General features: G+C 61.0%; 13 protein-coding genes and 1 pseudogene. 11 read left to right on the top strand and 3 right to left on the bottom strand.

Going from position 1 to position 14,758, the window contains the following annotated elements:
- Positions 1–52: 52 nt before the first annotated feature.
- Entirely contained in the window at positions 53–985 is a 933-nt protein-coding gene (locus ACFY9W_RS11445) for an RHS repeat-associated core domain-containing protein (RefSeq protein WP_391129882.1), read from the top strand.
- Positions 986–1,009: 24 nt separating this feature from the next.
- Here ACFY9W_RS11445 and ACFY9W_RS11450 read toward each other — a convergent pair whose 3' ends face one another.
- Positions 1,010–1,639 (bottom strand): glutathione binding-like protein, encoded by a 630-nt coding sequence (locus tag ACFY9W_RS11450; RefSeq protein ID WP_391129885.1) that lies wholly within the window; start codon positions 1,637–1,639, stop codon positions 1,010–1,012.
- Between the two features lie 175 nt (positions 1,640–1,814).
- On the opposite strand from ACFY9W_RS11450, the pseudogene ACFY9W_RS11455 reads away from it, so the two are divergent.
- Positions 1,815–2,402, top strand: a pseudogene (locus ACFY9W_RS11455) (aldehyde dehydrogenase family protein); the annotation flags it as partial.
- A gap of 105 nt (positions 2,403–2,507) precedes the next feature.
- Entirely contained in the window at positions 2,508–2,825 is a 318-nt protein-coding gene (locus tag ACFY9W_RS11460) for a DUF2388 domain-containing protein (RefSeq protein ID WP_391129888.1), read from the top strand.
- A gap of 121 nt (positions 2,826–2,946) precedes the next feature.
- On the opposite strand, the gene glcC is transcribed toward ACFY9W_RS11460, so the two are convergent.
- The gene (glcC, locus tag ACFY9W_RS11465; protein ID WP_391129891.1) at positions 2,947–3,711 is read right to left on the bottom strand and encodes a transcriptional regulator GlcC; all 765 of its coding nucleotides are present in this window, start codon (positions 3,709–3,711) and stop codon (positions 2,947–2,949) included.
- Between the two features lie 194 nt (positions 3,712–3,905).
- On the opposite strand from glcC, the gene glcD reads away from it, so the two are divergent.
- The 5 genes from glcD to ACFY9W_RS11490 all read left to right on the top strand — a co-directional run bounded on the left by glcD (position 3,906) and on the right by ACFY9W_RS11490 (position 10,403).
- Positions 3,906–5,405, top strand: a complete 1,500-nt coding sequence (gene glcD / locus ACFY9W_RS11470) for a glycolate oxidase subunit GlcD (protein WP_391129894.1) — start codon at positions 3,906–3,908, stop codon at positions 5,403–5,405.
- Complete coding sequence (gene glcE, locus ACFY9W_RS11475; protein WP_391129897.1) at positions 5,405–6,457, top strand: glycolate oxidase subunit GlcE; 1,053 nt, start codon at positions 5,405–5,407, stop codon at positions 6,455–6,457. Before glcD ends, glcE begins: the two co-directional genes overlap by 1 nt.
- Before the next feature lie 9 nt (positions 6,458–6,466).
- A complete protein-coding gene (gene glcF / locus ACFY9W_RS11480; RefSeq protein WP_391129900.1) occupies positions 6,467–7,702 on the top strand; it encodes a glycolate oxidase subunit GlcF in 1,236 nt (411 codons plus the stop codon).
- Positions 7,695–8,093: a heme-binding protein gene (locus ACFY9W_RS11485; protein WP_391129902.1), complete on the top strand. Its 399-nt coding sequence runs from the start codon at positions 7,695–7,697 to the stop codon at positions 8,091–8,093. The genes glcF and ACFY9W_RS11485 overlap by 8 nt, the downstream gene beginning before the upstream one ends.
- Before the next feature lie 141 nt (positions 8,094–8,234).
- Positions 8,235–10,403 (top strand): malate synthase G, encoded by a 2,169-nt coding sequence (locus ACFY9W_RS11490; RefSeq protein WP_391129905.1) that lies wholly within the window; start codon positions 8,235–8,237, stop codon positions 10,401–10,403.
- Positions 10,404–10,438: 35 nt separating this feature from the next.
- Here the strand turns inward: ACFY9W_RS11490 and nfsB are convergent, their stop codons facing one another.
- Entirely contained in the window at positions 10,439–11,092 is a 654-nt protein-coding gene (gene nfsB / locus ACFY9W_RS11495; RefSeq protein ID WP_391129908.1) for an oxygen-insensitive NAD(P)H nitroreductase, read from the bottom strand.
- Between the two features lie 104 nt (positions 11,093–11,196).
- Between nfsB and ACFY9W_RS11500 the strand changes: the two genes are divergently transcribed.
- The 3 genes from ACFY9W_RS11500 to ACFY9W_RS11510 all read left to right on the top strand — a co-directional run bounded on the left by ACFY9W_RS11500 (position 11,197) and on the right by ACFY9W_RS11510 (position 14,717).
- Positions 11,197–12,117, top strand: coding sequence for a LysR substrate-binding domain-containing protein (locus ACFY9W_RS11500; RefSeq protein ID WP_391129911.1), 921 nt, complete (start codon positions 11,197–11,199; stop codon positions 12,115–12,117).
- Between the two features lie 205 nt (positions 12,118–12,322).
- Positions 12,323–13,114, top strand: a complete 792-nt coding sequence (locus ACFY9W_RS11505; protein ID WP_391129914.1) for a hypothetical protein — start codon at positions 12,323–12,325, stop codon at positions 13,112–13,114.
- The gene (locus ACFY9W_RS11510; RefSeq protein ID WP_391129917.1) at positions 13,089–14,717 is read left to right on the top strand and encodes an ATP-binding protein; all 1,629 of its coding nucleotides are present in this window, start codon (positions 13,089–13,091) and stop codon (positions 14,715–14,717) included. The genes ACFY9W_RS11505 and ACFY9W_RS11510 overlap by 26 nt, the downstream gene beginning before the upstream one ends.
- Positions 14,718–14,758: the final 41 nt, after the last annotated feature.

Genomic DNA, 14,758 nt, shown 5'->3' on the forward strand with positions numbered 1-14,758 from the left:
GTGACTGCAAGCCACGACGTTTTATGCTCAAGGCTCCGAGAGGCATAAAACGATGCGAGTCTTCTACAAACATAATGTGGCAAGCACACGGGTTGATCAGAGCGGCGCCACTCAAGCACTGACTTACGGTCGGCAAACCTTGGCCATCACACAGCTACCCCTGCTTCCTGCCTGCCTTGTTGCCAACAATAGTCTGAATACACCCACAGCCATTGCAAGCTCAGGAAAGATGGCAACCACTGCTTACACGCCCTTCGGTTTTGCCAGGCATGAGCACCAGGCCAGCGTCGGATTCAATGGCGACCCCTGCGACCCACTCACTGGGAATTACGGTTTGGGCCAGGGCTATCGTTGGTACTCGCCGGCCCTCAGGCGATTCCAGGCAGCTGATGACATCAGCCCATTCGGCCTGGGCGGAGTCAACAGCTATGCCTTCACGCATAACGATCCTGTCAACAAGAACGACCCCGATGGCCATCAGGAGCGCAAATATTTCAGAAATCTTTCACTAATCAAACCCAACCCAGCCGAAGGGAAGCGGCTTGGTTTTTTCAGATCCCAGCCCCGGCAAGGAAAACCGTCACTGTTCGTTCACCTGCATAGCGATAAAGAGGCAGTATCGTTCCAGGGGGTTGATTACAACCCCAAACAATTTATCGAGCTGCTGGGCAAACTGAACATCAGCCTTGGCGATTATAAAAAACTTATTTTTACATCATGTTACGCTGGCAACACTTTTGCACCAGAGGTAGCGCGTGCCATCCAAATAACGGTTATGGCCCCCTCGGGCATTCTGACTGCTGCCGTTGACTTCAATAAGAAAAGCGACACCTACAATCTCAGCTACCTCAGCAAACCTCAGGCTGGTTTTTTTCCTCAAGATCAGTTGGCGCCGCCTGAAGATTACGTGTTTGGCTTAATGAAATTCGTCCCCGTACAACACATGTCTCACACTATCAGGGGTTTTGCAGAAACCGGCCGTTGAATGCTCAACGGCCAACATCCTCGCTCACACGGATGCCGTGCGCGGCATCAGGTCATAAGGATGCTTCCACCCGGGCAGCGCCTTTATCCGCGCCTTCCAGGCCTCGATATGGGTGAAGTCGGCCAGTGCAATACCGGTATCCTCCGGCATGAACACATACCCCGCCAGCGACAGGTCAGCGATGGTCAGCCGGCCACCGACCATGAACGGCGTCTTCGCCAGGTGAGCATCAACAATGCGGTAGGCCGCCGTGGCACGCTCACGCAAAAACCGGGTCACGTCCGTTTCGCCGGTGTTCTTCAGGCAGAACAGGAAGCGCAGCGCAGCGTAATAACTGGTGAACTTGTGGTTGTCGAACAGCATCCAGCGCCAGATCTCGCGTTTTTCGTCTTCATCACGCGGGCCGAACTGGCCGGTCTGTTCGGCAAGGTATTGCAGGATCAGCGCAGACTGGGTGAAGGTTTTGCCCGCGTGCTCCAGCACCGGCACCTCGCCCTGCTCATTCACCTCGTCACGCCAGGTTTGCTCACGGGTCTGGCCATGGAAAAAGTCGACGAATACCGGCTGCCAGTCCTGGCCGGTGAGTTCAAGCATGAGCGCGGCCTTGTAGGCGTTGCCGGATTCGGCGAAGCAATGCAGCGTGTAGTCGGGCATGGGCGAACCTTCATTTTCCTTTGAATGATCGTGTTCAGGCCATCCACGGGCAAACCCGCGCCTACAGGCGACGCTAAACCTGTGGGAGCGGGCTTGCCCGCGAAGAGGCCGTAGAGCCGAGCAAATCACGCCCGGCCCGACGCGGTCAATCCATGCCCTCAGGCAATCTGGAACCAGCTCGCGGGTGATCGTGACAGAAGGTATTCACGATGCCTTCGTCGCACGCCTGGCCGAACGTACCCGTGCGTTGAAGGTGGGCGATGCGCTGCAGGCCAGTACCGACATCGGCCCGGTGGTCGACAGCCGGCAACTGGAGCAGAACCTGTCTTATGTAGCCGCCGGTGTTGAACAGGGTGCGAAGCTGGTATGCGGTGGCGAGCGTATCGACAACCAGGCGGGGGCGTATTTCTTTACCCCGGCGCTGTTTACCGGGGTAACGCCGCACATGCGCATCTACCGGGAAGAAATCTTCGGGCCGGTGCTGTGCGTGCTCAAGGTGCGTGACTACGCCGAGGCGTTCGCCGCGGCCGAGGACACGCCGTTCGGCCTGTCCGCTGGCATCGTCACCACCTCGTTGCGCCAGGCCGAGCATTTCAAGCGCAACAGTTCGGCGGGGATGGTGATGGTCAACCTGCCGACAGCCGGCGTGGATTACCACGTGCCATTTGGCGGGAATGGGGCATCGAGCCTGGGCTCGCGCGAGCAAGGCACGCATGCGCGGCAGTTCTTTACCCGGGTCAAAACCACTTACCAGCTGGCTTGATCTTTCCTTTTCGTGAAACCCCCAAGGGAACTACCAGCACCTGCGTGCTTTCTTAACCACTGAGTGGTTTATTCCCTTGGGCTTCACGCTACTGGAGAACACGACATGCGCCACCTACTCATCGCCCCTGCGCTGCTGCTCCTGCTGCCTGCCGGTGCTGCCCTGGCCCGCGTCGATGCGGGCGACGTCGCCACCTCGGCCGGTGTTTCCGCTTCGCTTTACTCGACCTTCAAGGACGATAAACGGATCATCCCGGCCCGTGACGAGCTTTCTGCGTTCGTCGCCAGCGGTGGTGCAATCCGTGGCGCCTATGTGGAGTCTGCGCTGGAACAGGCCCGCAAGGATCACCCTGGGTTGCAGGCCAGTGATGAAGAACTGGCGCAGGCCATTCTGTCCCAGGATGACCGTATAGCCGATCATTGAGGCAATCCGGTACCGGCCTCTTCGCGGGCTTGCCCGCTCCCACAAGCACTGCGCCGCTTTCAAGGGCGGTGCAGTCCCTGTGGGAGCGGGCAAGCCCGCGAAAGGGCCGGCACAGGCAACTTCACCCCCACCCGTCCATGCGCATGGTCGCCCTGACCAACCGCTGCTCTTCCTGCTCGATCTCCCGCAAACTGTCGCGTATGCCGTTGATATGCTCCCGCGCCGCCCGCTGCGCCTGCTCCGGCAGCTGCTCCATCACCGCCTGATACAACCGCGCATGCTGCCGGTCGATCTGGCGCTTCTGCGCCGGCCGGCAATACAGGTTGTTGACCGAGGCAAACACCGTGCTCAGGGTCAGGTCACTGAGCGATTGCAAGGTATGCACCAGCACCGGGTTGTGCGACGCCTCGCTGATCGCCCGATGAAAGGCATGGTCGCGCCGTGCATGCTCGCGGGCATCAAGCGCTTCAGGGGCGTCATGCGCGGCCAGCATCTCTTCGTAGCGGCGGCGAATCAGCAGGCGGTCAACCTCGGTGGCGCGCAGCGCTGCCAGCCGCGCCGACTCGGCCTCCAGCAACGCCCGTACCTCCAGCAAGTCGAACAGCGTGCGCGGCTGCGAGCTGAACAGGTGCATCAACGGTGTGCCGCCCGCCTGCCCTGTCAGGTCAGCGACGAACGAGCCCCGCCCCTGCTCGGTGTCGATGATCCCGCGCCCGCGCAACACGCGTAGCCCTTCGCGCAGGGCCGAGCGTGAACACCCCAGTTTCTCCACCAGCCGCCGCTCCGACGGCAGCGCCTGCCCCACCTTGAGCACACCGTCGACGATCAGCCGCTCGACCCGCTCGGCCACCTGGTCGGCAACCTTGGCCTTGCCATCAGCACCCATCATGCCTCCATCACTGGTAGGACCACTTTGACCACTGGCTCCAATCTAGCCGGGTAAAGCCATCAATAACCAGTACCCGGCACAAAAACTGGTAGGACCAGTGCCAGCCGCACTCGACCACAGCCGCCAGCGGGCGCAGGCTGCAACGGTGACCGCTTTGCCAACAACAACAAAAACCGTTGCCGAGTGAGCCGATGAATATCCTGTACGACGAACGCGTCGATGGTGCGCTGCCCGCTATAGACAAGGCAGCCCTGCTGCAGGCGCTGCACAGTGCCCTGCCAGACCTCGAAATCCTGCACCGCGAAGAAGACCTCAAACCCTACGAATGCGATGGCCTGTCGGCCTACCGCACAGTACCGCTGCTGGTGGTACTGCCCGAGCGCCTGCAACAGGTACAGGCCTTGCTCAAGCTCTGCCACCAGCGCGGGGTGCCGGTGGTGGCGCGGGGTGCCGGCACCGGCCTGTCGGGCGGCGCCCTGCCGCTGGCCAAGGGCATCCTGCTGGTGATGGCGCGCTTCAACCGCATCCTGGAGGTGAACCCGCAGGGTCGCTACGCCCGTGTGCAGCCCGGCGTGCGCAACCTCGCCATTTCCCAGGCCGCCGCCCCCCATGGGCTGTACTACGCGCCCGACCCGTCGTCGCAAATTGCCTGTTCCATCGGTGGCAACGTTGCCGAAAACGCAGGGGGTGTGCACTGCCTCAAGTACGGCCTGACCGTGCACAACCTGCTCAAGATCGACATCCTCACCGTCGAAGGTGAGCACCTGAGCTTGGGCAGCGATGCCCTGGACAGCCCCGGCTTCGACCTGCTGGCGCTGTTCACCGGCTCCGAAGGCATGCTCGGCATCGTCACCGAAGTCACCGTGAAACTGTTGCCCAAGCCTCAGGTGGCGCGGGTGCTGCTGGCCAGTTTCGGCAGCGTCGAGGACGCCGGCCGTGCAGTGGCCGAGATCATCGCCGCCGGCATCATTCCCGGTGGCCTGGAGATGATGGACAACCTGGCCATCCGCGCCGCCGAAGACTTCATCCACGCCGGCTACCCGGTGGACGCAGCGGCCATTCTGTTATGCGAGCTGGACGGCGTGGAGGCCGATGTGCATGACGACTGCGAACGGGTAGCTGCGGTGCTGACACAAGCCGGCGCACGCGAAGTGCGGTTGGCCTGCGACGAAGCCGAGCGCGTGCGTTTCTGGGCCGGGCGCAAGAACGCCTTCCCGGCCGTAGGGCGGATCTCCCCGGACTACTACTGCATGGACGGCACCATCCCGCGTCGGGAACTGCCACGGGTACTCAAGGGCATCAGTGACTTGTCTGCGCAATACGGCCTGCGCGTGGCCAACGTGTTCCATGCCGGCGACGGCAACATGCACCCGCTGATCCTGTTCGACGCCAACCTGCCTGGCGAACTGGAACGTGCCGAAGCCATCGGCGGCAAGATCCTCGAACTGTGCGTGGCGGTGGGCGGCAGCATCACCGGCGAACACGGCGTAGGCCGCGAGAAGATCAACCAGATGTGCGCACAGTTCAACAGCGACGAAATCACCCTGTTCCACGCGGTCAAGGCTGCCTTCGACCCGCAGGGCCTGCTCAACCCCGGCAAGAACATCCCCACCCTGCACCGCTGCGCCGAGTTCGGCGCCCTGCATGTGCACCATGGGCAACTGCCCTTCCCCGAGCTGGAGCGTTTCTGATGAGCATGGACCGCGACAACAGCCAGGCGCTGCTGGAACAGGTCAGCCAGGCGCTGGCACAAGGCACGCCACTGCGTATCCAGGGCAGCAACAGCAAGGCAATGCTCGGCAACCCGGTTGCCGGCGAAGTGCTCGACACCCGCAGCCACCGCGGCATCGTCAGCTACGACCCGACCGAACTGGTGCTCACCGCCCGCGCAGGCACGCCGCTGCGCGAGATCGAAGCGGCCCTGCACGAAGCTGGCCAGATGCTGCCCTGCGAGCCACCGCACCTGGGCCCCGAGGCCACCTTGGGCGGCATGGTTGCCGCCGGGTTGTCGGGCCCACGGCGACCGTGGGCCGGATCGGTGCGTGACTACGTGCTGGGCACGCGGGTGATCACTGGCCACGGCAAGCTGCTGCGTTTTGGTGGCGAGGTGATGAAGAACGTGGCCGGTTACGACGTATCACGCCTGATGACGGGCAGTTTCGGATGCCTTGGGGTGCTGACCGAGGTGTCATTGAAAGTGCTGCCGCGGCCACGCCAATGCCTGAGCCTGTGCCTGCCGATGGGCCGCCACCAAGCGCTGGCCGAGTTGGCCGAATGGGGCCAGCAACCCCTGCCGATCAGCGCAGCCTGCCATGCCGACGACGCGCTGTACCTGCGCCTGGAAGGCGGCGAAGGCTCGGTGCAGTCCGCACGCCAGCGCCTGGGTGGCGAAACCCTCGACAGCCGCTTCTGGAGCGACCTGCGCGAGCAGCGCCTGGCGTTCTTTGACGACCCTGCACCGCTGTGGCGCCTGTCACTGCCCAACGCCACCGGCGAGCTGGACCTGCCCGGCCAGCAACTGATCGACTGGGGCGGTGCGCAGCGCTGGCTCAAGTCCGGTGCACCGGCACAGGCCATTCGCGACCAGGTCGCCAAGGTGGGGGGCCACGCCACCTGCTACGCCCCTGGTTCGGCCAGTAGCCCGCCGCTGGCGGAAGCACTGATGCGCTACCACCGCGCCCTCAAGCAGCAGCTCGACCCCCAGGGCATATTCAACCCTGGCCGCCTGTACCCGGACCTGTGAGGCTAGACCATGCAAACCACCCTGAGCGAAACCTCCAGGCGCCTGCCCCGCGCCGACGAAGCCGAAAGTATCCTGCGGTCCTGCGTGCACTGTGGCTTCTGCACCGCCACCTGCCCCACCTACCAGTTGCTGGGTGACGAACTGGACGGCCCGCGGGGGCGCATCTACCTGATCAAGCAACTGCTCGAAGGCGAACCCGTCACCGCCAGCACCCAACTGCACCTGGACCGCTGCCTGACCTGCCGCAACTGCGAAACCACCTGCCCTTCCGGGGTGAAGTACCACGACCTGCTGGACATCGGCCGCGCCGTGGTTGAACAGCAGGTGCCGCGCCCGCTCGGCCAGCGCCTGCTGCGCCAAGGGCTGCGCGCCGTGGTGCCGCGCCCGGCGCTGTTCAAGGCCCTGACCCGCAGCGGCCAGGCCCTGCGCCCGCTGCTGCCGGCCACGCTCAAACGCAAGCTGCCGGCGCGGGTGAACGCGCCCGGCCAGCGTCCGGCGCCCCGCCATGCACGTCGGGTACTGATGCTGGAAGGCTGCGTGCAGCCGGCCCTTTCACCCAATACCAATGCCGCCGCTGCGCGCCTGCTTGACCGCCTGGGCATCAGCGTCGAACCGGTCCATCAGGCCGGCTGCTGTGGCGCGGTGGACTACCACCTCAATGCCCAGGAACAAGGCCTGCAACGTGCCCGGCGCAACATCGACGCCTGGTGGCCGGCCATCGAGGCAGGTGCCGAGGCGCTCGTGCAAACGGCCAGCGGCTGTGGCGCGTTCGTGAAGGATTACGGCCACCTGCTGGAAAAAGATCCGCTGTACGCAGCCAAGGCCGCACGGGTCAGCGCCCTGTCCCGCGATCTGGTAGAAGTACTGCGCGATGAGCCCGTCGAGCAACTGGGCCTGTGCGCCGAACAACGCCTGGCCTTCCATTGCCCGTGCACACTGCAACATGCCCTGAAGCTGGGCGGCGCCGTGGAAGCGCTGCTGACGCGCCTGGGCTTTACCCTGACTTCGGTGCCGGATGGCCACCTGTGCTGCGGCTCGGCGGGCACTTATTCGCTGACCCAGCCTGAACTGTCGCTGCAACTGCGTGACAACCGCCTGAACGCACTGGAAAGCGGAAAACCGCACGTCATCGCCACCGCCAACATCGGCTGCCAGGCCCACCTCGACGGGGCCGGACGCACGCCGGTACGGCACTGGATAGAAATTGTCGAAGCAGCCCTGAACCCGGAGAACACCCATGCTTAGCAAGTTCGTGATCGGCCAGGCCGAAGTCGCCCGCGTATTGGCCGCCGCCCGCCAGGAAGCCCTGGCCCGGCAATGGAACGTGACCATCGCCGTGGTCGACGACGGCGGCCACCCCTTGGCCCTGGAACGCATGGATGGCTGTGCGCCGGCCAGTGCTTACATTGCCGTGGAAAAAGCGCGCACCTCTGCGCTAGGCCGCAAGGAAACACGGGATTACGAAGAGATGGTCAATGGTGGCCGCACTGCATTCGTTACCGCTCCGCTGCTGACCAGCCTGGAGGGCGGTGTACCCCTGCGGGTAGAAGGCCAGGTGGTGGGCGCCATTGGCGTGTCCGGGGTCAAATCCGAACAGGATGCCCAAGTGGCCAAGGCCGGGGCGGCAGCCCTGTAAATCCTGTGTTGGCTTCTTCGCGGGCTTGCCCGCTCCCACAGGTTCCGAATCCCACGCAGTACCTGTGGGAGCGGGCAAGCCCGCGAAGAGGCCAACACAGGCGACTGAATTCCCGAAGACAGAAAATCGAGCAAACAGACAATGACCAACGAACTTCAGATCGCCCCCATTCTCCAGCGCTTCATCGAAGACGATGTCCTCCCCGGCACCGGCATCGAAGCCACCCCCTTCTGGCAAGGTTTCAGCACCTTGGTCCACGACCTCGCCCCGCAAAACCGCGCCCTGCTCGCCGAACGCGAGCGCCTGCAGACCGAGCTGGACAGCTGGCACCGCCAGCACCCCGGCCCGATCCACGACATGGCCGCCTACCAGCACTTCCTGCAAGGCATCGGCTACCTGGTCGACACCCCCGCAAACGTGCAAATCAGCACCCGTAACGTCGACCGCGAAATCGCCGTCCAGGCAGGCCCGCAACTGGTCGTACCGTTAAGCAACGCCCGGTACGCACTCAACGCCGCCAATGCCCGCTGGGGTTCACTGTACGACGCGTTGTACGGCACCGATGCCATCGCCGAAACTGCCGGTGCCGAGCGCGGCCAGGGCTACAACCCGGTGCGCGGTGCCAAGGTCATTGCCTTTGGCCGCCAGTTCCTCGACGCCAGCACGCCCCTCGACGGTGCCTCACACCGCGACGCCAGGGCCTACGCGATCAAGCAGGGCACACTTCAGGTCACCCTTGCCGATGGCAGCCAGGTCGGGTTGCAGAACCCCGGGCAATTACGTGGCTACCAGGGCGACGCTGGCACGCCAACCGCGATCCTGCTTGAGCATCATCACCTGCATTTCGAAATCCAGATCGACCCGGCCAGCCCGATCGGCCAGCAAGACCTGGCCGGGGTCAAGGACATTCTCCTGGAAGCCGCACTGACCACCATCATCGACTGCGAAGACTCGGTAGCCGCCGTGGACGCCAGCGACAAGGTCAACGTCTACCGCAACTGGTTGGGGCTGATGAAGGGTGACCTTAGCGAACAGGTCAGCAAAGGCGGTAGAACCTTCAGCCGCACCCTGGCCGCAGACCGCCACTACCTCGGCGCAGGCGGCCAGCCCTTGACCCTGCCAGGCCGCTCGCTGCTGTTCATCCGCAACGTCGGCCACCTGATGACCAACCCCGCCATCCACGACCGCGATGGCCGGGAAATCCCCGAAGGTATCCTTGATGCAGTAGTCACCAGCCTGATCGGCCTGCACGACCTCAAACGCCGCGGCAACTCCCGCGAGGGTAGCCTGTACATCGTCAAGCCGAAGATGCACGGGCCGGCCGAAGTGGCCTTCGCCGACCAGCTGTTCGGCCGCGTCGAAGCCTTGCTCGGCCTGCCTGCGCATACCCTGAAGATGGGCATCATGGACGAGGAGCGGCGCACCAGCGTCAACCTCCAGGCCTGTATCGCCAGCGCAGCATCAAGGGTGGTGTTCATCAACACCGGTTTCCTCGACCGCACCGGTGACGAAATGCACACCGCCATGGAGGCCGGCGCCATGCTGCGCAAGGGCGACATGAAAGGCAGTGCGTGGATCCAGGCCTACGAACGCAGCAACGTGCTAGTGGGGCTGGCCTGCGGCTTGCGTGGCAAGGCGCAGATCGGCAAGGGCATGTGGGCCATGCCCGACCTGATGGCAGCCATGCTCGAACAGAAAGTTGCTCAACCCAAGGCCGGTGCCAACACCGCCTGGGTGCCCTCGCCCACTGCCGCAACGCTGCATGCGCTGCATTACCACCAGGTGGACGTGGCAGCCGTGCAGCAGGCGCTGGAACAGGTCGACCTGCATGCCCAGCGCCAGGCGTTGCTGCACGACCTGCTCAGCGTGCCGGTCAGCGCGCAGCGGCCCTGGAGCGCCGACGACATACAGGCCGAGCTGGACAACAATTGCCAGGGCATCCTCGGTTACGTGGTGCGCTGGGTCGAGCAAGGCGTGGGCTGCTCCAAGGTGCCGGACATCCACGATGTCGGCCTGATGGAGGACCGCGCCACCCTGCGAATCTCGGCCCAGCACATCGCCAACTGGCTGCACCATGGTGTGGTGAATGCCGGGCAGGTCGAGGCGACGTTGCAGCGAATGGCGGCGGTGGTGGACCAGCAGAACGCCGGGGATCCTGCGTATCGGCCGATGGCGGCCGGCTTCGAGGCATCGCATGCGTTCCGTGCGGCCCGTGAGCTGGTGTTCAAGGGCCGCGAGCAGCCAAGTGGCTATACCGAGCCGCTGTTACATGGCTGGCGGCTGCGCTTCAAGCAGGAGGTTCAACAGTAAGGGCCGCTTGCACTGGCTTGTGCAAGCCGGCGACCTCACAGGAACGTGAACACCTGCGAGGCCGGCAGACGCGACTTGTTCAGCCCGGCGTTGAAGTCCGTTTCGGCGCGATAGCCGAGGCAGAGGATCACCACACTGGTAAAGCCACGCTCACGCAGCCCCAGTTCGGCGTCGAGGACCTTGCTGTCGAAGCCTTCGATCGGCGTGGCATCCAGGCCATGGGCCGCTGCGCCCAGCAACGCCGTACCCAAGGCAAGATACGTCTGCTTTTCCATCCAGTGCTGCACGTCCTTGTGGTCATGGCGGTGCAGGTTGACGTAGTGGCGGCGGCTCTGGTTCTGCCCGGCACGCGCCTGCTCATCACGGAACCGGCCATCGGCAGCTTCCTGGTCGAGCACTGCGTTCAAGTGCGCCTCGGTCATTTCGGTGCGGGTGCAGAATACGATCACGTGCGAGGCATCAAGCAGCTTCGGCGTGTTGTAGGCGTAGCCATCCGTGGTGCTTTTGGCCAGGCGAGCCTTGCCTTCGGCACTGTCGGCAACAATGAAGTGCCAAGGCTGGGAGTTGACCGAGGACGGGCTGTGGCGCAGTTGTTCCAGCAGGGCGTCGACAGTGGCTTGGGGGATACGGCGCGAGGCATCGTAGGCTTTGGTGGTATAGCGGCGCTTGGCCAGGGAGACGGTATCCATGCAACAACTCCAGCAATGAACAGGGGATTTGCCGGCCATCTTATAATTCCCGCAAAAAAGAAAAAGTGGGAAGATTCAGCAACACTTTCATCATTGGAGTGAAAATGCTGCGCATCACCGACCTTGAACTGTTCGCCCGCAGCAGCGTGCTGGGCAGCTTTACCGCTGCGGCCCATGAAGCAGGCCTGCTGCCTGGCCAGGTAGCCGCCGCGATCAAGCGCCTGGAGCGTGACCTGGACGTGCGCCTGTTTGCCCGCACCACCCGCAGCTTGCGCCTGACCGCCGAAGGCGAACTTTACCTGCCAACTGCACTTAATGTGCTGGAAAGCCTTCGCCAAGGGCGAGATAACCTGCACGGCGCATGCAGCAACCTGCGCGGCGTGCTACAGGTGTCGGCCCCTTCCGACCTGGGGCGTAATATCCTGCTACCGTGGTTAAGCGGCTTTCGCCGCCAACATCCAGACCTGAGCTTGCGCTTCTTGCTTTCCGACCAGGTAGCCGATCTGTTCCGCGACCCGGTGGACGTAGCTGTGCGCTATGGCCAGAACGAAGACGCAAATTACATTGCCTTGCCACTGGCGCCCTGGAATCGTCGGGTACTGGTGGCCTCCCCTGACTACCTCGCACGGCATGGCAGGCCGCAGACGCTGGACGATCTGAAACACCACGCTTGCCTTCTGTACCTGCAACTGGGCCGCGTCTATGACAAGTGGCGTTTGGGCAATCGCATCGTAAAAGTCAGCGGGCCGCTGTTCAGCGATGATGCCGACGCGGTTCGACGTTGGGCACTGCTGGGTGAAGGGATCGCGTACAAGTCGTGGCTGGATGTAAGTAGTGATGTGAGCGCGGGTGAACTGGAAGTCCTGTTGCCCGAGCATCCTGGGGAAAGCACACCTGTCACGCTGGTATGTCCCCATCGCAAACAGTTGACGCCCGCCGTTTCGCAGTTGCACATGTGGTTGCGTGCGAAGTTCGAAACACTGCATGGCCAGGCTGAGGCCAATGTTACCGATACCGAGCGATGACATTTGGCTATCACCCTACTTATACTGACCAGCTCTCAGGATTTTTGCCAGGCAGCCACATGGATACGTATAAGCAGTCATCACTCTGGAAGAATGCGTTTGCGCCAAAGGAAGATGGCTTTGACGAGCAGCGCAAAAAACTGGTCTTCGCTTATGAGGCGTTTCGGGCCGAGTAGCGATACTCGCCAGCCACATAGACAAGGATATGGGCAGCCTGACGGTTCATGACATCACCCACGTCGATGCGCTCTGGTGGACGGCTTCAGAAATTATTGGCCCAGATTACGAGGTCAATCCGGCAGAAGCGTTTGTTCTCGGCGGTGCGTTTCTTCTGCATGATGCCGGGCACTGCATCGCGGCCTACCCAGGCGGTATTGCAGAAATCATGGCATTGCCTGAATGGCAAGTGTTCTGCAGTACCTTAGAAGTCGATGCCGAAACGCTGGAAAGAGGGAGTGAGGATTACCAGAGCGTATTGTTTGAGGTTCTTCGCGCCTTACACCCTAAACGGGCCAAGGCTCTGGCCCGCGCACAATGGTATTCACCCGAAGAAAACAAGCCGCTTTACTTACTGGAACACGACGACTTGCGCAATGACTTCGCCGATGTCATTGGCATTATTGCCGAAAGCCATTGGCACCACCCACACCAACTTGAAGTTCTAAGCGACAGGATTGTGCAGCCAATTGTTTTTCTTAGCCCGGCGCCATGGAAAGTCGATGTCTTGAAACTCGCATTGATTTTGCGAGCGGCTGACGCCGCACATATTGATGGCCGGAGGGCCCCTCGTTTTCTGCAGGCAATGAAAAAGCCGGTAGGTATATCTCTGCATCACTGGAAGTTCCAAGCGCGCTTCAACCACCCGAGTCGTGATATTGACCCCGCACGTAAGGAGCTATGCCTTTCATCATCGCCCTTCACTGTAGAAGACGCAAGAAGCGTGGTGGCTGGCGTACGATGCGGCGAAACTATTGGATTCAGAGCTGGAATCTTGTGAACGCCTGCTGCTCGATCACAAAAGACAACCCTTCGCAGTCCGAACGGTTGCCAACATCCACAGCACAGAACGCTTTTCAAGAAACGTTCCTACCGCCGGCTGGCACCCCGTCGACACCAGCGTAAAGATTTCCAAAATCAGCGAAATTGTAGAGCGCTTCGGCGGAGCACAGCTTTATGGGGATGACCCAAGTCTGGCGGTTAGGGAGCTGATTCAGAATGCAAGGGACGCAGTGAATGCATGCCGTAGCCTTGAAGGGCTATACCCAACGGAGGGGCGGATTGATGTTGCGCTCAGGCCTACAGATGAAGGTGTGTGGCTTGATGTAATCGACACCGGCATCGGTATGAGCCGCTATGTACTCACCGAGGTACTTCTTGACTTTGGAAACTCGCTATGGAAAAGCAGCGAGCTACGAGGAGAGTGGGAACACCTTGGCGCAACCGGGTTTGAGCCAGTTGGCAAGTTCGGCATTGGGTTCTTTTCTGTTTTCATGCTGGGTTCACGCGTGGTGCTCACCACATCACGCTACGAAGCAAAAGCCAATGAGGCTCCTCAATGGCTGTTAGATTTCTCGAACACCTACAAGCTTCGACCAACACTTAGGGAACCTAGCGGCAGCGAAAAACTCAAACGGCACGGAACCAAAGTATCTGTGCTCCTGCATCAAAATCAATTACACAAACTACTAAGATCACACCCGAACAACAGGATAAAACCACGAAACCTTACGCTCTCTGAGCTTTGCGCACAACTCGCCCCTGCACTTGACGTCGACTTATTCACCACTACTGAAGAAAAAACAACTCAAACAATCAGAGCTAACGACTGGCTTGACATTGACGATCTAACACTTTTAAAGCGTATCGCACCACGTCTCGCAAATAACGACAAGCGCCTAGAAAGCATCGCCCCACTGCATAAAATATTAAATGAAGCCGGGGAAACAATCGGGCGTATTGGTCTTCCTATCCGCGGTCATCGGCACGCGTACATAAGCTGCACCGGAACCTATAAAGGCATATATACTGGTGACGTGGAGGGAATAACCGGAATAATTAACTGCATCAACCAAAGCGATCTCGCACGCCACGACACCCAACCAGCACTAAAACTAAAAGAATACTTAGGGTGGCTAACCGAGCACATCGAACCGCTCACAAACAACAAAAACCTTACACTTCAAGACCACGCAATACTTGCAGGCATAGGCGTCAATAAAAATAAAGTCCTAATCGGCAGCCTCACTGACACACTCGTCAATAAGCACGAACTCGCAGAGCACTGCAAAGAACTAGAAAAATTAATACACCACGACTTTCAAATTATATTTGAAGAAGATGACGAAGTTCTACCCAACGAATTTCGCTCTTCTCTTGCACTTTTTGACAACCTCTTGCTCACTGATAGCTTAGCACCTGAAGATTGGATCGAAGAGCTTCTATCCGAAGACCCCGGCCTTAGCTTCTCAATCCACGACACTATTGAAGAGGCTCTTCACCTTTCTTGGAAAGCGTTCACCACCAGCGAAGAAGATGCAGTAATAGGCACTGTGCAAGGGAAAGAAATAATTAGAGCGTGCACAGTTTACAAACGAACCTGAGGACAAAGAACAGCTGCTGTGTTGTTCTATATAAATAGCGA

It is taken from the genome of Pseudomonas sp. NPDC008258 (assembly GCF_042956345.1).
Taxonomy (GTDB): Bacteria; Pseudomonadota; Gammaproteobacteria; order Pseudomonadales; family Pseudomonadaceae; genus Aquipseudomonas.